This is a genomic window from Arsenicibacter rosenii (genome assembly GCF_001870735.1).
GTDB classification, from domain to species: domain Bacteria; phylum Bacteroidota; class Bacteroidia; order Cytophagales; family Spirosomataceae; genus Arsenicibacter; species Arsenicibacter rosenii.
Genome location: NZ_MORL01000030.1, coordinates 1 through 21586, shown reverse-complemented (window position 1 = coordinate 21586; position 21586 = coordinate 1). Strand labels below are relative to the sequence as shown.

Below are 21586 nucleotides of genomic sequence, written 5' to 3'. Positions count from 1 at the left end.
GATCTGGCGGATTAGGTGCAGAAGCGAATGTATTATACCAGGCCAACACATCGTATGATTTAGGACCTGTACCTTGCCAGTTAGGGTCAGCCTGCATCTCCCAACGGTTATTGGCTGTACTCCAAATAACCCGGAAAGGAATATTTCCATTACCCGATAAACCTTCAAATGTGTTTCTACAACCCACCGTACCGGTTTTTGTTAATACGTCTCCGTTTACCCCTGATCCAGAGCAACTGGCATCTTTCCAGTTAATCGTTTGCGCATAAACAGTCTGAGTCAGGCAACAAAACAACAATGTAATGATCAGGATACTACTAAAGGGCGTTACTAGCCTTTGACGATTTTTTTTCTGTAAAGAATGGAGCATAATTGGTTCTATGGCTTATCAAAAGAAAGACCCACAATATCTACAATGGCCGTAATCAAGGCTTCTGACTCTTCATATACCAGCCGGGCTAGCTACCTAATTATGAATACGAATTCAGACTTTGCACGCTACGCGTCGGGGATTATTTCAGGATTAGTGATCTATAAATCCCTTATTACGATTTAGCTGACCATTGCAGTTGTTAAACCAAAACGTCACGTCAATCAATGGTCAGAGAGACAGGATAGGAAAAGCCGGCCGGGGAGTTATCCCGGCCGGCGGCTATTTTACACCGGACCTACCGGTTATCAAGGTCGTTGAGGATATATCCCTTCTGAAGCAATACAATAATTAACAGCCAGATAGGGAGGCATATTGCTGAAAGCCTGGCCGGCACCCGTCAAGCCTACTCCCTGCGGAGCCATTTGCACTATCGTTCCTGATGTACGATATTCAGGGTCGAGACCGCCAGTATTAGCTGGTAAAGCCCCGGCCGGGCCCGCTACGTTACCAGCCGGGCCTTCTGCGTACGCATTCAGCGCGTGCGTATGTGCCGGCAGGTTGGCTACCGTTAACGTTGACGTTTCAGAACCGGCTTTCTGGCCCAATGGATAGTTTGATAATCCAGGACCTTGCCCGAAGCCGATCGGCAACCTGCCCCGCAGATCAGGCAGGTTGAAATTTGTGGTACCATTTCCTCCGTAGGTAACTCCCAGCAGAGAATACAACGCTGCATTCTGCTGGATACCCAGCTGCTGTCCATTACAGGACAAATAGCCGACAGGGGCAAAGTTGAAGCCAAACATGACGATTGTACCAAGAATAGGATCCATGATGATAAAATGTTGGGTTTAAAAATAGTAAGCTATATAATCAGCACTGTACTGATCCATCAACCACGCTGGCACCGGATACCCAGCCGCTGCTCCACCCGGATCACTTCCCGGTCAGGCAATTCGTCATTGGGTAGGCAGACCAGCCTTTTCAATTGTTTTGTATGCGACGAGGTGAGGCCCTCCAGCGAGTTCAAGGCATTGAAACTGACATACAATTCGCGCAACCGGGTCAGCTTCCGAACCGGCGTCAAACTCTGAAGTTTATTTATATGGGCGTAGAGCTGTTCCAGTTGGCTCATTGATTCTATTCCTGCCAGGCTGGTCAGCGCATTATTATTGACAAACAGACCTTTCAGATCAGTCAGTGTGCTGAGTTCGGCAATGCTTTCCACACGATGGTTGATGACCACCAGAATGTCCAGATTAGTTAAGCCGGCCAACCCGCTACAATCTGTTAGTTCAAAATTCATGTTGGGATACATCGCCCGCGGGCCTGCAAAGCGCAGGGCTGGTGCTTGCCAGATGCGGCACAACTCTTCGTCAGATGGTGATGATCCATGTATGGAAAGTACTTGCTGGAAAGCCGCTCTCCAGGATGGTGTTAAGTTTGTCCACCACATATACCGTTTGGCAAACGTATCGGCAATGGGCGGACAAGGTTTAATGGTGTCCATTTTTGGTTCTTAATGGGTGCAATACTGCACCAAAAGTGAGTATTCCATTAATTAAAATCAAGTATTTTTTAACATATAGTCATAATTTTTAAATTAAATTATGTTAATCTTAGCAATGTATACTTATATATAAACAAATACAAGATTTTATATTACATAAATACGAATTCAAAGACCGATATAGTCAAATTAGTAATGTAAAAGCATGAATACTTCGTTACCGGAAAGACGATCTATACTCTTAAAACCGTGCGGATCAATTCTGCCAGTACTCAAAAAAAGAGCGCCGGGCTTTGTCAGACAAAGCCGGCGCTCTTTTTTTGAGCAGCAGATGCGGTAGTTACTGACCCCGGTTTATCCAGGCCAGCAACCGTTCTGCATCGTCTTTTTTAAATAATTCGGTGCCGGGATTCATCGTGGCCGCCGATCCGCAGGCAACCCCCTGACGCACCATATCAGCATACGTTTTCCCCTGCGACAGGGCATACACCATACCGCCAACCATGCTATCCCCTGCTCCGACGGTACTTAGTTTTTTCACCGGCGGGGCAGGAATGTGTTCATAACCATCTTTCGTGACCAGCATGGCCCCCTGTGGACCGAGCGAGACCACCACGACCTCACAATTACCCCGACGGATAATGTCAAGCGCCGCATCATCGACATCGTTCAGTTCGAGTTTGTCGGCCCCCACCATTTTCGCGAGTTCGCCGACGTTGGGTTTCAGCAGAAATACACCTTCATTGGCCGCAGCCCGCAACGGTTCGCCGGAGGTATCCAGAATAAACCGGGCGCCCAGCTTTTTCACCTCGCGGGCAACAACCGCATAGAAATCAGCAGGTAATCCCTCAGGCATACTCCCGCTGGCGACTACATAGGTTGCCTCTTTCAGGCTGCGCAGCGCCGCCAGACATACATCTGCCTCCGCACTGGTCAGCACCGGTCCGGGCATCCCGAACCGGTATTGGTTATTGGTCGATGTTTCTGTAACAATGAAATTTTCCCGCGTACTGCCTTCGATACCGATAATCTGGTGCGTAATCCCTTCGGTTTCTACCAGTTCCTGCAGCAGCAGCCCCTGCGTACGGCCCGACGTAAACAAGGCCAGCGAATCGCCGCCCAGCCGCCGGATGGCTTTTGAGACGTTGATCCCGCCCCCGCCCGCATCATGGCGCGGAGCGGCGCAGCGCAGCTTTTGCTCCGGCACAAACTGATCCACAGTTGTGCTGGTATCAACGGCAGGGTTTAAGGTTAATGTAACAATCATGTGTTCGGGAGGTTGATATGAAGCCCCAAATTACAGGCTATTCCCGAATTGACGTATGATTTGGGCCATGCTTTGTAAACCACCGGTCCATTGTCCCTGCGAATAAGGCCCCTGGGCTACGTCTTCGACCTGATTAGCCAGTTGGCCCATCAGCTCCCTGACTTTTCCCGGATCGGGATGACCGGCATTCAGGTGATTCCGAAGCGCCGTCAGGCCGTCTTTGATGTGGCCGAGATTCGCGTCTTTATCAAGCGCCTGCAACCAGCCGTCAATCATCATGACGCCCTGAGCCGACGAAATAGCCGACGATTCGTTTTCCCGAAACAGGGTCAGCGTATCGTCGAGCATGCTTTGTTCCAGGATGTTTGAGCCCATAGTGATCTGATTTTACGATTCCTGATTTACCTGCCGGAGCGCCGTTGCCACCTGTTCCAGCTTAGCCGCCGTATCCTCCTGTACATTGGCGCCCTGCGACAACTGCGAGGTTTGCTCGGCCAGCGTAAACATAATTTCTTCGATCCGGTCCGGATCCGGATGGTTGTTGAGCAACTGTGTCCGGAGCTCTTCGAGCCATGTCGAAAGAGTACCGGTATTATCGACCTCCTTGAGGAAGTTGAGCCAGTCTTCTACCAGCGCCGCACCGGCATGGGCCGATGGGTACTGATTGTCTTTTGTATGGAAAAGCGCCGTTGTTTCCTCAAACAAACGTGACGCCACTGCGTTTGATGCCATGTTAATGATGTGTTTTGGTTTCTGTTACTCGTTTCCGTGCAGTTCTGTATTTTCCTCCCGGCGGATGGCATTGTCGTCCATATCACCGGCCGTACTACGGTCGGTACCTGAGTTTTCGTTGCCGTCTTCTGCCGAAGAACCCGTGCCGTAACCGGAGCCATATGCTCCGCCCCCCTGTGTATTTCCGGTCATGGCATCATCTTCGCCGGGTTTAGCCAGCGTATTTCCGGCATCCGACTGCGTACGGTACTGCTGGCTGAGAGTACTGGTCGGGGTCGATTCTTCTGTCGTTATATTGGCGACACCGGCGATGCCTGTCTGACCGACCGTGCTGGTCATTGGGGCACGGCCAGCAGTATTGGCGTCTCCGCGTTCGCCGCCCAGTTGCCGGCTGAACTCCCGTAGCGCCGCACTGAGCTGTTTCAGCTGATGCTGCGTAAGTTCTTCCTGTTCCTTCGCAGCCTCATAGGCCTGGTCAGACAGTTGAAGCAGCACGTCCTGAATATGATTGCTGTCGGGATTTCCCCGCTGAAGTTCGAGTTTAAGCTCACTCAGCAGACTCGCAACCGGGTTTGCCGATGCGTCGCCGCTATGCAGAAAGCTGATCCAGTTATCAATCAGGGAGATTCCATCCTGAGCCGAAACGGCAATTACATCTCCGTTGAAGGCATCAATCGTACGGTCTACTAACTGACCTGTATGCGGATTCGGGTTCATAACGTTGTTTTGTTGTTTATGCAGACAGAACCCGTTCCGGGAACGATTGTTTTTGTTTCCGAGTCAATGACTACATAAATGGTAGAGTAAAAACAAAACAGTCCGCCGATAAGCGCCGACGGACTGTAGAAACTCCCTAACCTATGAAAATAAATAGCGTTTATCGTTCTTTTCCGAGATCGGTCAGCCACGCCTGTGCAACCGCTTTAGCTTCGGTTACCGGTTCTTTGCCAAGACGGTAGAGGAATTTCCACTCCGCCGGTTTACGCTGGTGTATCGGGTTCACAAACTCCTGCCGGTAGCCTTTCTGTACGGTCTGCGCGCCGAAATCCACATCATTACACAGGGCAATAAATTCGTTTAAGCGTTTTTTCAGTAACGGACGGGCATCCGAGTGGGCATCGAATGCAGCCTTCTGCCGGTGATATTCTGCATTCTGTACTTTGGCATCTGCTATTTTTTCCTTTTCGCCTGCGATGTTGCCCGCAGCCTGCTTCTGTAGTTTGCGGTTCTGGTAGGCCAGGTATTGCTTTTTAAATTCTGCCGGTTTACCGGCCGTGGCGCTCAGCATTTTCTTTACATCGCTGATTTCCGTGGCGAGTGTCGTCCGTTCGTCGCCTTCCAGTGACGCCAGTTCCTGCTCCTGTTGCTGAAGCTGCGTCCGGATTACCTGCTGCAACATCGCCGGATCAATCTGCGCATAGGCCTGCTGCATCATACCCAGTTGCTGGCTCACCATGCCATCCATCTGCCCGACGGCCTGCTCCTGCGCCGCCATGCTTTCATCACTATACCGGTCATCGTAGGGGTATTTTTGCTTTACCCAACCCAGAAACTCTTTTTTAAAGGCCGCTGACTCGCAGTAAGAGCGGACCACCTTACCGAGAGCCCGTACTGCCGCCGCGCGGGAGCCCTCCGGAATCCGGCGGGCCATCTGGCGCATGGCCGCTGTGCTGCTGAAACGAAACCAGCGTTCTTCGGTCAGGTTTTGCAGCGTTCCCTGACGCACGTTGTCCATGGTGACGCCTGTGTCGGACAACACATCGGCGACACGGGCCGCCATAAGCCACGTGGCTGCCAGCGCCACGCCCAGACCGATTAACTTATTCATGGTAAAAAAGAGGAAAGTATTTGTTGTTTGATGGCTCAAAATTGGCGTGCGGCCTGTGGATTCCCAGCGCCCTTGTTGCTGAAGCGTCAATCCGGCAGCCTGAACTGAAAAAAGTAACGGCTCAGGTGCTTCAGGTTGAAACATATTGGCGGGCTTATGGTGTTCTCCTGCCGTAACAGGCTATTTATGGATACACAAAAATTAGTACCCGACATTACGTACCAGTTTGCCCGCAGCGGCGGCAAGGGAGGCCAGAACGTCAACAAGGTCTCGACCAAAGCCGAACTACGGTTCAGCGTAGCGGGCTCCGCCTTACTGACCGACGAGGAAAGGGCGGTTTTGCTGGAGAAACTGGCCGGCAAATTAACGACCGAAGGCGAGCTCGTACTGACGCACCAGACCGAGCGTACGCAGCTGGCCAACAAAGAGAAGGTGACGCAGAAATTTCTCCGGCTGATTGCAAAGGCGTTTGAGGTGCCGAAGCCCCGCAAGGCCACCCGGCCAACCCGGGCGTCGCAGGAGGCCCGCAAGACCGACAAGAAGAAGCGCGGCGACCTTAAAGCCAACCGCCGCAGAGTTTCCATCGACTAACCAGCTCTACCAATGAACACCAGACAACCGTATTCCTTCGACAAGCTCCTGAAAGCCGTGGTTCCGCTCAAGATACCACGGCTTTTTTTGTGAGTCTTTAGCCCCGCCACACCTGTTCACTTAGTCTATTCGTAATACACGAAACAGTAAACTCACACTGCTATCCCACACGGACAAACCCTTCCCATAAGTCTCCTTTTAACGCAATAAGTATCTTTAAAATATAATTTGGCAGGATTCTGGTATCGCCTGGCAGGATTCGGGTATCGCGGGCAGGATTCGGGTACCGATTGGCAGGATCCTGGTATCGATTTCCCCCCAACTCAGGTACACATGATGTTACTTTGTGAAATCAAACGACCTGGTATTATTTACAGATGCAGGCGTTCTGGTTGCTGCTCCATCAGAACACCTGTGGCTAAATCAGCGACAACACATGACCTGCGTGGTCACTGGCCAAATCGGTAAGCAACCAACCCAATTCCACTTTTAACACAATGAAATACAGATACTTACTCAAGTACCGGTTACTAAAAAAAGTAACAGCTACCTTTCTTATTATGCTCATCGCGCTCGCTGCGATGAACGTTCAATCTCCGTGTGCGTTTGTACCCCGGAAAATTGTATTGTCCAGTGATCAGCTACCAGAAAATGTAAGGGAAGATTACACGCCTGCCGGTACTTACAACGGCGCCGCCCAATGGACCAGCTCCGGCACCCCAGGGCAGGGTGAACTGTTTACCATCCGCTGGACGGGATCCCAATGGGAAATTGTTTACAACAAGTACGGGACATTTGCGACCAACAATTCAGGGTCAATAACCAACCTGCCTTGTACGGGTTGGGGTGGATTTGGTGCACTTACGCTCAGCGGTGGGTGTGGGGCTCTGGTAAATCCTGATGCGCCGAATGTCAGTATAACCCCTTCTTCACAAACCATCCCTGGCGGTCAGTCGGCAACGCTGACAGCATCCGGGGCTGATACATACCTTTGGGATACCACACCCGCCAGTTCCAAGTCAATCATAAGCGTATCGCCAACCCGGACAATCGCTTACTCCGTTACCGGTACCACCAATGGTTGTACCGGCACGGCCACCGTCACCGTTTCATGCGTTCCGCCTACGGTATACACCGTTACGGGCGGTGGCAGTTATTGTACCGGCGGCCGTGGTGTGGCTATCGGCGGGTGGGCAGCTACACCATCAACGGCTTAAACGTGACTCAGCCGGGATCCTACACACTAAAAACAAGCTATATAAATGCCTGTGGTGAGAGCAGCGACTCCACCATGACCTATGTCGTCACAGGCGAGGCTTGTAAATAAACCTTTTGTTTCTGTCGGTGCTGAGTGGCTGATAGTCCTGAAACCGAACCATCAGCCACTCAGCACCGACAACGATGGCCGTACAGGCCACAAACATCTTCACGAATCAAACAAGGGAACAGACTTTATGTCCGGAATTAACAGTATCTATCCTCTCATTCAACATCTTACCCGCAGCAATACCGCGCCTGCCAACCTGATGCGGCTGTCAGTTTTTATACTGATGCTTGTATCAGGTCCGGGAAGCAGAATTGCCGTGGCACAGCGGCAGACCATACGCCCGAATGAGCCTGCGACTCCCCGTGCAGCAGATAACACCGCCAATCTACAGACATCGTCGTGTGCGGTCACACTCACACGGATTGACGTATATGGTTTTGGTAATGACAATTATAATGGTTCATACCTCGTCAATGGTACCATTAACGGTGCTCCTTCGTGGAAAATGGATAACCAGATTATTCAGTGGACAGGTACGGAATGGCAGATTTTCCGGAATATCGGCAATACCATCCTGGCAACAAATAAAACGGGATCGGCGTCTTATATTCCCTGTGACGGCTGGTCTGGCTCCGGTTCTCCCTACCTGACAGTAGGCTGCGGTGCCTTGTCGAGCCCGTCGGTACGGGTTACGCCCAACGCCCCGACGATTAGCGCCGGGCAAAGCGTCACCCTCACCGCAACCGGTACAGGAACCGCTTATCTGTGGAGCAATGGCGAGACCAGTACCGAAGTAGTTGTCGCTCCAGCCAGCACAACGACCCTGTCTGTAACAGCCCGGACCGGCGACTGTGTGGCAACCGCAACAGCGGCTATCACCGTACGCGCCAAAGGTGCGGCCCTTAACTTCGCCAGCGGCAATTATGTCGCAACGGGCGTAAACGGTATTGCCGGGAATTCGGCACGGACCGTTGAAGCCTGGATTAAAACCTCAGCGACTGCTGATTCTTACATCATGGACTGGGGAAATACCGGCACCGGTGGTCGCTGGGGTTTTGTGATGCGGAATACGGGGTATCTGGCCGTCTACCTCGGTGGTGCCAACGTAACAGGCAGTTTCGCGGTAAACGACGGAAAATGGCATCATGTAGCCGTTAGTACCGACCCATCCGCCAGCACAGCCGTCGCGTTTTATATTGACGGCGTTCTGAAAGAAACCAAACCCCTGCCCGCCAGTCTGACAACCCTGAATACGGTTGGCGACGAAATCTATCTGGGTGCCACCAAATCGATGGGCAGTTATTTTGTGGGTACGATGGACGAAGTACGCATCTGGGACCGCGCGCTTGCTGACTATGAAGTGGCCCTGAATTATGCCTGCCAGCTCAATCCGGCAACGCAGACCGGTTTACGGGCTTATTACACCTTCAATCAGGGAGACGACGGCGGTGCGAATACCGGTATCACCAGTCTGACCAATCTGGCCAATGCCCAGAGCCCGGGAACACTAAAAAACTTCAGCCTCAGTGGCAGTACATCCAACTGGGTTGCGCCAGGGGGAGTATCCTCATCAGCTACCTGTACGGGTACCCTGTCACTGACAGCGACACCGCCGGCATCAGTGGTACTCGGCGGCACCAATTGTCCCGGCCGGACTACGTTTACCGGTACAGGGCGCTGGTTTGCGGTTACCGGACCCGGAAACTACCTCGGGATTAAGGGCTTCCGCAGCCCCGTAATTAACCGGCTCCTCGGCATCAGCGACCTGCGGACAGCCGGTACGTACTATATCGTGGTGTATGATACGCCGGGCATACCGCCTTATATCACATCTTTTCAGGTTACCGGCAGCTGTCCATAAGGTTTACAGGCTCCACCGATCTCATGCTTCAATCATCACGCGTGTTAATCACTTCGCCCTCCATGAAGTCAGTTCTTCTTTCTTGTTTTTTACTGTGGCTGATCACGGCCACAGTCAGTCTGGCAGACCAAAGGTCCAGCCTACATACCGCTCCTGAACGCTCAGCGCCAAACTCGCTGTCTGTTTCGGTTTTTCCCCTTTCAGGTACTTATACCGTCGGGCAAAGCGTCACCGTAACGGTGACAGGCGGTACCGGTACCCGTAACTATACCTTATCGCTGTATGAAGGCGATCCGAATACATCAGGACAGCCTGTTTCTGATGTAATAATCCTCGGAAACAGCGAAGGAAACACCAATAATAACATTACCTGGCAAAGCGGGCAAACATCCGTCTGGTTCGCAGTACGCTTTAAAGGGGCCGGAAGTAATCGTGTCTTCGACGTTGGTAATGCGGTCAATAACGAATTTGCCGACACGGACCTGAACGGTTTTACGGTGCAGCCCAAACCAGCACTAAACCTTACCCTTTCTCCGGCCTCAACCAGTTATACCGTCGGGCAAAGTGTTACAGCAACCATAACCGGAGGCATCACAGGGGAAACCTATTATCCCTCGCTTTATAATGGCACGGCTTCCGACGCCAATGATATCTCGCTGAATCTGCTGGTACAGGGTGTAGAGCACCCCGGCAACACAGTTGTCTGGAGTTCGGGCACAACTCAGGGGCAGTGGGTGCTGCAATTCACCCCGGAGGCTGTCGGAGCAAACCGCCGGCTGGGTGTCTCAAACCATGACTTTTCACATGAGCAGGTTACCGGCCTTTTTACGGTTGTGTGTCCTGCGGTCAGTATTTCGGCAACACCCAGCCTGACCATTGCATCGGGTGGTAGCCTGACGCTGACCGCTTCGGGTGCAACGTCTTATACCTGGAGCAATGGTGTTCAAAGTTCAAGTATTACATTGACCAATGTTACTTCAGTGACCACTTTGTCCGTCACAGGGACGAGTGGTACATGTTCCGCTACGGCTGATGGCACGGTTCGCTTTACTCCGCCGGTCGACCCCTGTGCCCCTTATGTTCCCCGTACCATAATCGTAAGCGATAAGACAAACGGGCTGGGCGGCACCTACACGCCGGGCGAAACCTACCAGGGGGCTCCTTCGTGGGTACTAAACGGCAATCAGCTGCGCTGGAACGGCAGCGGCTGGGAGTTTTATCAGTCCTCTATAAATGAGGCAGGCATTACACAAGCCGGATCTGTATCTGCCCTGCCTTGTGGTGAATTCGGAGGATATGGCGTTAAAATTGTCGTGGGTTGCGGGCCGCTCGGCGGTAGCGGTGTTTCTGTGGCCATCACCGCGACACCAGCACCGGCTGTGGCCATCGGGCAGCGTGTTACGCTGACAGCCTCAGGTGCTGACAGCTATACCTGGAGCAACGGCATGAGCGGATCGGCCATCACCGTCAGCAATGTCACGTCTGCCAGCACACTGTCCGTCACCGGCACCACCGGTCAGTGTTCCGCTACGGCCTCTACCACCGTTTCGGTTGCCTGCGACCAAACCATCATTGCCGATGCCGTCTCCATCACCCAGAGCGCCATACTTGGCCCCGATAACTGTCAGGTGCAGCTCACCGGCTCGGGTTTCGGGACGGGCTATACCATCACAGGACCGGATGGCTACGTATTCAGTGCGGTATATCGCAAGGTCGGCTCCTATGCCATTACCGGGTTACATGTGAAACAGCCGGGTGCCTATACCTTTAAGGTAAGCTACCAGAATGCCTGCGGGGAAATCAGTGATGATACCATAACATACGTCGTTACCGGAACAGCATGTAAATAAGTTCAGGGGTCTGGCAGTTCTGTGTTAAACCCGGCAACACAGAACTGCCGGCCTCCTCTGCAACAAGGGCTAAAGAAGAGTCAGATACTGCCCGGGCGGAACGCCGAACCGTTCGCGGTAGAGCTGAATAAAGTAGGATGATTTGCTGTACCCGACTTCCAGCGCAATCGTTTTTACCAGCGCTTCCGGATTCTTCCGGAGCAACTCATGGGCAACCTGCAACCGGACCTCATGGATCAGCTGGTTGGGCGACATGCCGGTCAGGGCTTTACACTGCCGGTAGAACTGGCGTTCACTCATACCGACGGCTTCTGCCAGGTATCTGACATTCAGCATTGAGCTGCTCAGGTGCTGCCGGATGATGTCCTGTACCGTACTGATCCAGCCGGTATCCTGCGAACGGTCATCCCCGGGCGCTTCTGCGGCAAAAGCCGGCTCCGGTTCAGCAGCGTAGGTACGCCAGTTGATCAGCTCCTCACTGCGCACCAGCAGATTGCGGACACGGGCAATCAGCTCTGCCTCCTGAAACGGCTTGGTCAGGTAATCGGCAACGCCCAGCTGAAGGGCCTGTAAACGACTGTCCAGGTCGGCGCGGGCCGTAAGCAGCACAATCGGGATATGGCGCCAGACAGCCTGTTCGCGCAGCAGCCTGCTCATCGTCAGACCATCTATTTCAGGCATCATAATGTCGGATACAATGAGTTTCGGCAACTGGTTGTCAGGTTGTGCTTTCAGCCAGTCAAGGGCTTCCTTCCCGTTCCGGGCCGTTTGAATATCGTAGTAAGGCGCCAGAACGGTCTGGATGTAAAACCGCAGATCGGCATGATCTTCAACCACCAGCACAGTCACTTGTCCGGCGGTTGGCTCCTGCTCAGGACCTGCGCTCTCCGGTAGAGAGAATGCCTCTATAACCGCCGGGGTACTTCGCGGCGGCAGAACGGGAGGAGACACCTGCCGGATCGGATAGGTTATGGTAAACGTACTCCCCTGCCCTGGCTCACTGCTCACCGTCAGGGTGCCTCCCCAGAGGGTGCAGTATTCCCGGCACAAAGCCAGACCTATTCCGGTACCGCCCTGGAGCGGCTTGTCGACCTGTCTGGTCTGGAAATAGCGGTCGAAGATATAGGGTAAATCATCCGGATGAATACCTGGCCCGGTATCTGCCACCGCCACCGTTGCGACCCCCTCCCGACACAAAAGCCGGACACAGACAGAACCACCTGCCTGCGTATAACGGACAGCGTTACTCAGAAGATTCCGTAAAACGGTTTCAAACCGGGGCAGATCCACTAACATCCAGACGGGGGCATCGGTCCCGGCTATCTGCAGGTCAATCCCTGCATAGGATGCAGCAGGCCTGAAATCGGCAGCAACCTGCGTAATACCCAGCGACAAATCACCCGGCTTTTCGTTTAATACGAGCTCCCCTGCATCCAGACGGCTTAAGTCGAGCAGGTCGTTGACCAGTGTCAGCAACTGCCGGGTATTGCGCTCCATCGTCTGCAACAGCTGGCGTGCATTAGCCTCACTGACCTGACGGGACAAAAACTGAATCGGTCCCAACAGCAGTGTCAATGGCGTCCGGAACTCATGCGATACATTCGCAAAGAAACGGGATTTAAGGGTATCGTTAGCCCGCAGATCGGCGGCCTGTTTTTCAATAATCGTTTTGTCGTGCTCGATAATTGCCTTATCGCGTTCAATCCGGGCCGTGCGGCGGGCGACTTCCTGCTCCAGCCGGATTTTCTCGGTCACCAGCTGGCGGTTCCGCCACCGGAAAAGAGCCTGCCCGGCCCCCATGAGCAGCAGCAGGCTCAGCAATAAAAACCAGGTCCGTAAATAGACCGGTTTATCTACTGAGACCGGAATACTGACTATGCCCGACGCCCACATACCGTTACCCGCCTGAGCCCGTACCTGAAGCGTGTAATCACCGGCCGGTAGCCCATTGATCCGCAAATCAAGCTGCTCCTGCATCACCCAGTTATCCTGCCAGCCATCAATCCGGTACCAAAGCCGGTTGGTGCCCTGCTCACGGAAATCAAGCAGAGAGAATGACAGGGTGAACAACCGGTCAGACGCAGACAGGTGAATGGCCTTATCAGCTTCATAATCGGCAAAACGATCGGCCATGGCACCGGTTTCGGTATCCAGTTTCTGGTATTGAGTGACCAGTAACGGTACCAGCTGCGGTTTTTGCGGCCGGATACGATCCGGATAAAAGGCAGTCACCCCGTTGAGGCCACCGAAAAATAACTGCCCGTCGTCACCACGCAGGTGTGCCAGCAGGTTAAATTCCTCATCGGTAATTCCGTCGGCCTTATGGTAAATCTGCACCTGGTGGGTTTTCCGGTGAAAGCTCATCAGGCCCCGGTTACTCGGGAGCCACAATCGCTGGAAACGGTCTTCGTAAATAGCATACAGGGTATTATCTGATAACCCTTGCTTATCGGTAAACTGCCGGTATTGTCCGGTGCGTTTATGCCACCTCAGCAGACCGCCCCCACGGGTTGCCAGCCAGTATGTATCAGGCTGATCCGGATCCGGATACAAAAACGTAATGTTATCGAATGGCAGATGACGGTTTCCCGTCCCGGCAACACTGTATCGTGCTTCAACACCTTTCAGGGTATCCAGCAGATAGAGTCCGGAGGTGGTAGCCAGCCAAAGTTTCCCTGAACGTTTGTCCGGGAAAAAGCCGTTGATCTGACTTTCGGCGAGGTTTTTAAACTGATTACAGCCCGTAAAAAGCCGGTCTTGCCTGGTATCAGTATCAAAGACGGATATGCCATGGATGTGCCCTACCCATATCCGTTTTTTGCCGTCATGCCATAAAGAAACCGTACTGTTGTCTATCTGTAGCGTTCCTGTTTCGAAAGCATACGTCGCCGGATTCACCTTGATGATATCGCCCGCCGACGCCCAGATGTTTCCTTTAGGATCGCGGATGGCCGGATACAGGTTCAGCGTATACATGAGCTTCGGATCCGTCAGCTTCAGGGCCAGCCGGCCGGTGCCTGTTTTCAGATCAACGATATAGGGCTTACTGGCATTCACCCACAAGTCCCGGCCGTTCTGAACCATGCCCCGGATAGCCAGTTTTTCGCCGGTCTTATTCGGTTCATCCAGGTAGAGAAAACGGCGGAAATGGTTTTCTTCCAGTGTCAGTACCACCACACCGTTCAGCGTTGATACCCAGACCGCCCCCGTACGGTCAACAAACACATTCCGGTATTCACCGATGTTTGCTGACGGAAAGTTTGTCTGGCGGATATCAAATACAACACCATGCTGCGGATGCCAGGCAATGAGCTTATTAGGCCCGCAGAGCCAGAAGAGCCCGTGAAACGCATCATAACTTGAATTGACGTTGGCCAGCGTATTAAAAACGGGGTCTTTATGATCCCGGATGAAGGGAATAAATACGTTTTCAAGCGCTCCGGATGGCCTCAACCGGTATAAGACAACATCAGCAGCACCCTCAGGCATCAGGGCGGCCTGCGCATAATCGATAAATTTATTGCAGTAAATGGTTCCGTCGGGCTCCTGATAAATCGGATTCAGCAACTGCGGCATAAACTGCTGATGAAGAATACGGCCATTCGTATCTACTTCTGTTATGGTTCCTGATGGCTGCCCGGGTGCCGACGGCAGAGCGATGAGCAGGGTTTTCCGTGTCGTTTCGCATAAACCATTTTTGAAATTATTACGCAGATAAGGATGGCTGAATACCGCTTTGAATGTGCCGGGCTTTTTCTGATACCAGATCGTACCATCTTTTGTGCGGAAAAACCGGATTCGGTTGTGGGGAGAAGCAGCAAAAATATTCACCCGGCTCTTTGTAAAAGGGGTGCCTTTGAAGGCCTCCTGAATAACCTCCGGCTTCTTATGGCCTTTTAACATAACGTACTGGTTACGCCCGTCTTCAGTACCACCGCCATTTAACCAGAGATTTCCGAAATCATCTGTCATGACCAGGTTGATCGTCTTCACGTTTCTGGCCGAAGAATCTAAAGCGGGTAGCGGAATCAATCGCCGCCCGTCGAACCGATAGACATCTTCAATTGTACCGATCCATATAAAGCCGTCACCGTCCTGACCGATGTGTAACACTGTACGGTTTGGCAATCCCTGATCGACTCCGATGTGCCGGACAGTCACCCGGTAAGGGCTATTCGTATTTGCTGGCTGAGCATAACCCAACCAGGTATACAATACGCCTAACACAATCAGCAAAACCCGCATCCGGCAAATTCAGTAGTTGTTCAGTACAAATCAGCATCTAAATAAACAACTGTAAACCGAAAAAGCTACTTAAATCTAACTATCCATTCTCATGTCTTCACTTTAGTATATGTATCAGTAAATAACGTAAAGAATGTAAGGCCTGCCTGTCGACCAAACAATCCATCCCCGATTCGTAACCACACGCCAACTTTCTTTAACTAATCAGCAGGAAATCTAAAAAAAAATGGCTTTAAAAAGCATTTTGGCAGAATCGGGGTATCGATTGGCAGAATAATAGCATGCCTCCTGACGTTATTTGCACATCAGTTTATGTTTAAATTCATGTTACCGATATGATTCCTGTTCCATACGCCATTACGCGGGTTGCCCGCTGGATCGACAGCCAACTGATTAAGTTAACACAGCCTAAGACGGAGGAAGCCCGATAGCCGGCTTCAGGCGTCGGTGACTAAAACGCCCGGCGCCACAGTACATGTAAGAGTGCGATGGTGAACGGCTTTTTCGGCATTGAATTGATAATGCGGAATTCTTCACCTAACGACGTGTCCTCGTCAAGAAATTTAAAAATCTTTGTCGGCGGATTGTCCTCATACAGGCGGGTAAACATGTCGTCGGCGGGGTAGCGGTTTTGTTCGAGGACATTGAGCAGAATACTATCATACAACTTAAACCGTTTGCGTAGCCATGAAGGCCGTCGGCGGGGTTTCCCCCGGGTAACCAGACTCCGGACGATGGCCTGCATGGCGCGCTGGGTGCGCTGAAACGTATAGCCGGTCGACGGTTTGGTATGCCCGCCTGCGGTCCCGATCCGGACAATGTGTTTCGAAGGCCGCTCTTTGGTCGGTACATCCGACATCGGAATAACGCCATACTCGGTCTCGCTGATCTGATAGCTGCCTGTGTCCAGAAAATTGGCGATGTATTGCTTTAACGCCTGCTCGTAATCTGCCTCGGGCAGCAGGCGTTCGTTGAAGATCGTATACTCAACCAGGGCCGTTGTTTCATTAAAGGGCAGCACATAGACAAACCGGCAGTCGCCCCGCTGATCGGTCCGGAAATCCATCATGCGCGGACGGCCTGTATCAAAACAGGGCTTTTGGGTGGTAATCACCCAGCCTTTGAAATGTTGCAGCAGATTATGGCGGTCGGGGTCTTTCAGATCCAGCGGGAAGGTGCTGTCGAAAACATAGGTAGCCATGTAGGGCTCATCATTGGCAATGACGAACCCTCCCTGCGGGGTTTCCTTGACCCGATTGATGGTAGCCTGACGAAATTCAATGTTGGGAAATTGCGCAAGGTGACTCCGGACATGATCGTAGAAGTCGATCCCGCGCAGCATTTTGTACTGATAATTGCCCAGGTCAAGCGGGCCGGCAAAACCGGTTCCGTGGAATTCGACCGTTTGCCATTTCCGGAATAGAATAGATTCGAACGGCCCCTCACCTTCCTCCCAAAAGCACCAGGTACGGTCGTTCTGTTTTTTGTCTTCTTTATCCAGTATCAGTATTGACCGGTCGCGGAGGGGGGATTGACTCAGGTGATATGCCAGACTCAGACCCGCCATGCCGCCACCGGCAATGATGAAGTCGTATTTTTTCATGAATGAGTAGTCTGTGGTTGGTGGCTCTTGATTACTTCACTAACCACAAACCACTCATTTCTGTTTAGACATGAACGTGTCGTTCAGCGTGATAGCTCGACCGCACCAGTGGCCCTGACTCCACGTATTTCAGACCGCGCTTCAGGCCTTCTTCCTGATACATGGCAAACGTATCGGGATGAATCCACTCAATCACTTCATGGTGCATCTTCGTCGGCTGCAGGTACTGACCCAGCGTGAGGATATCCAGCCCATTGACGACCAGATCGTCCATCGCTTTGACTACTTCTTCTTTGGTCTCGCCCAGCCCCAGCATGATGCCCGACTTGGTGCGCTGCCCATACTCTTTTGTCCGGCGGATCTGCTCCAGGCTTCGGTCATATTTAGCCTGTGGCCGTACCCGGCGATACAGGCGTTCGACGGTTTCCATGTTATGCGATACCACTTCCTGGCCGCCCTCGATCATCCGGATCAGCGCATCCCAGTTGTTTTTCACATCCGGAATCAGCGTTTCAATGGTCGTTTCGGGGGAGGCCTCTTTTACGGCGCGCACGGTCTGGTACCAGATTTCGGCACCACGGTCTTTCAGTTCATCGCGGTTTACGGAGGTAATCACCGCGTGTTTGACCTTCATGAGCACAATGGCTTCGGCCACACGGCGCGGCTCGTCGGTATCGTATTCGTTCGGGCGGCCGGTCGCTACGGCACAGAAGGTGCAGCTGCGGGTACAGACGTTACCCAGAATCATAAACGTGGCCGTACCGGCACCCCAGCATTCGCCCATGTTCGGGCAATTGCCGCTTTCGCAGATGGTGTGCAGCTTATACGTGTCGACCAGCTTACGTACTTTAGCATATTCAGGGCCGATTGGCAGCTTAACGCGCAGCCAGTCAGGGCGTTTTTTCCGTTGTTCGGTGGAGGGGATGACAGGTAGTTCGATCATAGCAACCTCAGTCTTTCTCTCAAAAGGAATTTTCTGCCCGTAAAGTTCGGAAACGATTGCCAGTTAATCAGCAAAACCGGTCAGTTTTCTCGATTGCCGGTTCAGGGTTTAAACGACATCGTCAGCTCATACGCTACCGGAATATTGGCACTGTTTTTACCGGACAGGTACAGCTTCTGCCCGTTTGAAAACAGATTGGCGTAGGCAGGCGCTTCACTCAGTGTGATTGGCGCAGCGGCCCAGACATCGTTTACCAGATCGTAGACATACACATTTTTCGACTGTAGCAGGAACAGATAGTTGTTTAACACCGCCGAATACACCCCTTCGTAAGAAGCCGACACGTCGAACGGCGTATCCGGCAGTGCCGTCCAGCTGTTGCTGCCTACCGAGAACCAGGCGAACTTGCGTTTAGCCCCGTCGCCGCCCAATACATAGATCCGGTCCTTGTATACCGCCAGCTCGCTGCGGCTTGTCGGATACAGATAGTTAGGCACCGTAAACCACTTGTCCTGACTGATATTATAGTACTTAAACATGGTCGAAGCCGTACGGCCACCGACAAAATACAGGTTCCCGTTATAGTAAACCGAACCGGCTTCACCTGCATTATCTTTGGCCGTGGATGGATAGGTCAGGGTCTGCCAGGTATTCGACGAAGCGACATACTTCGTGGCATCGTTGGCGATGTAGTAAACATTGGTGCCATCGGACAACAGGCGGTTCATGTAGCCACACGCGCAAACATTGGCCGATTTGGCCAGTGCCGACGAAAACGAATTGCTGTTTACATTATACCGGACCAAAAACTGGGTCTTTGCGGTATTCGAGTAGCTGGCATAGTAAATATCGTTACCTACCATGACCGACTGAAAACTGTAATTACCGATATCAAACGTACTGATCGGCACATTCAGCGATTTCAGCGTCAACACCACATCATCCGGCTTCTTCGCTGCCGTTACCCCTGCCTCATCGCCGCTTTTCTTACAGCTGAAAATGATTACTGCCAGCACACACAAAACAATAGCTTTCATACACATGACTATCCGTTAAACACCTGTAAATCAATTTACTTTTACTACAAAAATCGATACATTCAGACGTAGGTTTTAGCGTAGAAGTCCGGTATAGGGTATGCGTATTGTTACCTGTTTTATTTAATCGAAAACTTACTTTTACGGGCAGTTCGGATTACCTGTCAGCTGGACCCGTCCGCCGCTGCCGGGCGAAAACCGCGTGCCGGGCTTAACCACAATCCGTTTTGAGTACACCGTAAAGGTTGCCGTCTGCTGTACCCGCAACGGATAATACTCGCCGAGAGTATACACATCGCGGGAAACGCCGACAAACGATCCGCTCGCATAGGTCTGCGAAAAAAAGAGCGGCATATACAAGGCTTCCGGTGCCAGCACCGGTGCAAAGTCGGTCTCTTCTGCCAGGTAGTAGCGCATCCGGGCGCCTTGCCCATTGGTGAACAGGGAGATGCAATCAGGCCGGCCGTAGCTCATGATGTTATAGGTCTGAGGGACATAAGGGACATCGCATTCGTCACGCCGGTTACCCATGTACCGGCAACCGTCTGCCGGAATAGTAGTGTTGTTTCTGAGGTAGCGTACATCGTCCTCATCCTGATCCGGATCGGCGGGGGTATCGCAGACGTAATCCCCGTCGACATCACAATCCCAGCAATCGGCATCGGGGTTTCGTTCAACACTTTCGGTACCGTGCAGCGGGTCCCACGGATGCCGCTCAAACGTATGCAGCAACCCGAATGCATGGCCTACTTCATGGGCCATGGTGCTGTTATCGCTGGCATTCGAGACATTTCCCTGATCAAGACTCACATACGCTCCCGTATTCGGAATGTCATAAGCGGTCCCGCCAATGCGCTTACCATCGGTATAGACCTCCTTATGGGTAAAGATATTGAAGACATTCGCCAGCAGAAACGGTGTTAACTCATCTTCTTCCGAACTGTCCTGAATGTTCAGGTCACTGTTGTTGATCTGCCGGATGCCCATCAACACAAAGCAGATGTTGTGTGGCCGGTAGAAATTAACCATCGCGTTGAACTGCCGCAGCTGATCGGCATCGGTCGACGCTCGGCTGGAGCCGTCGTTATCGGCAAAAACAGTCAGTACCACTTTGACGCAATACGGGAGCGCACCGCTTTTTTGGGCAATCCGCGCCTGCCGGTCCGGCGGAATCGGGGTCAGCGGCTTTTTCGGACGCGTACCACATCCGGGAACCGGTCCGCCCCCCTGCTCCGGCTTACTCAACTGCCCGAACCGCTGCACAGGCTCCGTTACATTCGGCGGGGTAACGACCTGAGCAAACGACGTTAACGCACTACTCAGCCATAGAAGGATCCATATCGTTTTCATATCAACGGCGTTTTGGCGTAGCTAAACGACGCTGTAAGGCCCGGATTTGCTTATCCTGCCGAATGACATACAGGGTCAGTTCTTCGATTTTCTGCATCATTTTTGTCGTTACGTCGGCCAGAGCGACCCCATTACCGGAAATCGTGGTGGCCGACGGAATATCCGGCAAATGGCGGTGTGTCCGGATAAACTGCTCTACCTCCGGCAGCGGCCGGAGCCGGTAACGGCGGGCAAATACAAAATCGGCCCAGTCGGTATCAACAATCACTTCTTTGGCGCGGATTGTCCCGTTGACCGCCAGCTTCGTGGTCGGAATATTGGTACCGATACCGACGTTGCCGTTGTCCAGAATCACCATCCGGAGGTTATAGGACGTTGAGAACATCAGGTGTTTGGCTGGTTGAGCCGAGGCGGCAGGCGGCACACCGATCTCAAAGCCGTAATACCCGGCGGGGTTAAACGGGTTGGTGGTCCAGGTCCGGATAAAGCCCAGCTCATGGCCGTTATCGGTGCGGGCCGCATCGTTTACGTTCCGGAAGACGATGTATGGGTTGATTCCGTCTACGCGCATGGCATTTTCGCCGGTGGTCGAAAGGTGTAGTTTAGCAATCGGAGAAGCCGTGCCAAGGCCTACCAGCCCCGTTCCGCCAACATCCTGAATCACGATCTTCCCGTCGTTGGCTGCCGACCGGATAAACCAATCCCCTTTGAGGCCGTAATGAATATAACTCAGGTTAGGCCCCAGCCCCGGGTGCCAGAAATCGGCCGTATTACTTTCTGTGCCCGTTTGTCGCCCCCGCACACTCAGCGTTGAGCCGGGAAACCCGTTGCCGATGCCGGTCCGGGCTCCGGTCATATCCTGTATCGCCACCGTACCGGCACTCGCCGCCGACCGGATATACCAGTCGCCGTAACGGCCGTAATGGATAAAACTCACGTTGGGGCCAACGGCCGTATTCGAAATATCGACGGTGTTGGTAGCATCATTCGTTGCCTGACGCCCTACAATCGACAGCGTCGAGTTCGGAAAAGCCGTGCCGATGCCGACACGCCCGCGATTGATGTCCTGCATCACTACATGGCCCGAGTCGGCCGCCGACCGGATCAGCCAGTGCCCTTTGCTGCCCAGATG

The 21586-nt window shown here is 52.7% G+C and carries 16 protein-coding genes and 1 pseudogene; 4 read left to right on the top strand and 13 right to left on the bottom strand.

Features of this window, described 5'->3' with window-relative positions; genetic code table 11:
* Positions 1–678: 678 nt before the first annotated feature.
* The 7 genes from BLX24_RS27000 to BLX24_RS26970 form a co-directional block, all read right to left on the bottom strand.
* Complete coding sequence (locus tag BLX24_RS27000) at positions 679–1203, bottom strand: phage tail protein (RefSeq protein ID WP_071506350.1); 525 nt, start codon at positions 1201–1203, stop codon at positions 679–681.
* A 59-nt stretch (positions 1204–1262) separates the two neighbouring features.
* Complete coding sequence (locus BLX24_RS26995; protein ID WP_071506349.1) at positions 1263–1880, bottom strand: leucine-rich repeat domain-containing protein; 618 nt, start codon at positions 1878–1880, stop codon at positions 1263–1265.
* Between the two features lie 340 nt (positions 1881–2220).
* Positions 2221–3147, bottom strand: coding sequence for a 1-phosphofructokinase family hexose kinase (locus tag BLX24_RS26990; protein ID WP_071506348.1), 927 nt, complete (start codon positions 3145–3147; stop codon positions 2221–2223).
* A 30-nt stretch (positions 3148–3177) separates the two neighbouring features.
* The gene (locus BLX24_RS26985; protein WP_229201903.1) at positions 3178–3522 is read right to left on the bottom strand and encodes a hypothetical protein; all 345 of its coding nucleotides are present in this window, start codon (positions 3520–3522) and stop codon (positions 3178–3180) included.
* Between the two features lie 12 nt (positions 3523–3534).
* A complete protein-coding gene (locus tag BLX24_RS26980) occupies positions 3535–3879 on the bottom strand; it encodes a hypothetical protein (protein WP_071506347.1) in 345 nt (114 codons plus the stop codon).
* Positions 3880–3903: 24 nt separating this feature from the next.
* Positions 3904–4596, bottom strand: a complete 693-nt coding sequence (locus BLX24_RS26975) for a hypothetical protein (RefSeq protein ID WP_071506346.1) — start codon at positions 4594–4596, stop codon at positions 3904–3906.
* Positions 4597–4756: 160 nt separating this feature from the next.
* Positions 4757–5707, bottom strand: coding sequence for a hypothetical protein (locus BLX24_RS26970; protein ID WP_071506345.1), 951 nt, complete (start codon positions 5705–5707; stop codon positions 4757–4759).
* A gap of 186 nt (positions 5708–5893) precedes the next feature.
* Between BLX24_RS26970 and arfB the strand changes: the two genes are divergently transcribed.
* From arfB to BLX24_RS26950, 4 genes are all read left to right on the top strand, one after another.
* The gene (gene arfB / locus BLX24_RS26965) at positions 5894–6298 is read left to right on the top strand and encodes an alternative ribosome rescue aminoacyl-tRNA hydrolase ArfB (protein WP_071506344.1); all 405 of its coding nucleotides are present in this window, start codon (positions 5894–5896) and stop codon (positions 6296–6298) included.
* A gap of 581 nt (positions 6299–6879) precedes the next feature.
* A complete protein-coding gene (locus BLX24_RS26960; RefSeq protein WP_143092828.1) occupies positions 6880–7515 on the top strand; it encodes a hypothetical protein in 636 nt (211 codons plus the stop codon).
* 81 nt (positions 7516–7596) lie between these two features.
* The gene (locus BLX24_RS26955; RefSeq protein ID WP_071506342.1) at positions 7597–9426 is read left to right on the top strand and encodes a LamG domain-containing protein; all 1830 of its coding nucleotides are present in this window, start codon (positions 7597–7599) and stop codon (positions 9424–9426) included.
* A gap of 62 nt (positions 9427–9488) precedes the next feature.
* Positions 9489–11276, top strand: coding sequence for a hypothetical protein (locus BLX24_RS26950; RefSeq protein WP_143092827.1), 1788 nt, complete (start codon positions 9489–9491; stop codon positions 11274–11276).
* Between the two features lie 69 nt (positions 11277–11345).
* On the opposite strand, the gene BLX24_RS26945 is transcribed toward BLX24_RS26950, so the two are convergent.
* From BLX24_RS26945 to BLX24_RS32860, 6 genes and pseudogenes are all read right to left on the bottom strand, one after another.
* Entirely contained in the window at positions 11346–15521 is a 4176-nt protein-coding gene (locus tag BLX24_RS26945) for a hybrid sensor histidine kinase/response regulator transcription factor (protein WP_071506340.1), read from the bottom strand.
* 451 nt (positions 15522–15972) lie between these two features.
* Entirely contained in the window at positions 15973–17124 is a 1152-nt protein-coding gene (locus BLX24_RS26940; RefSeq protein ID WP_071506339.1) for a lycopene cyclase family protein, read from the bottom strand.
* A 64-nt stretch (positions 17125–17188) separates the two neighbouring features.
* A complete protein-coding gene (gene lipA / locus BLX24_RS26935) occupies positions 17189–18067 on the bottom strand; it encodes a lipoyl synthase (protein ID WP_071506338.1) in 879 nt (292 codons plus the stop codon).
* Between the two features lie 101 nt (positions 18068–18168).
* On the bottom strand, positions 18169–19104 hold the full coding sequence (locus BLX24_RS26930; protein WP_071506337.1) for a Kelch repeat-containing protein: 936 nt from the start codon (positions 19102–19104) through the stop codon (positions 18169–18171).
* Between the two features lie 141 nt (positions 19105–19245).
* A complete protein-coding gene (locus BLX24_RS26925; RefSeq protein ID WP_071506336.1) occupies positions 19246–20454 on the bottom strand; it encodes a zinc-dependent metalloprotease family protein in 1209 nt (402 codons plus the stop codon).
* A 1-nt stretch (position 20455) separates the two neighbouring features.
* Positions 20456–21586: pseudogene (locus BLX24_RS32860) on the bottom strand (hypothetical protein); the annotation flags it as partial.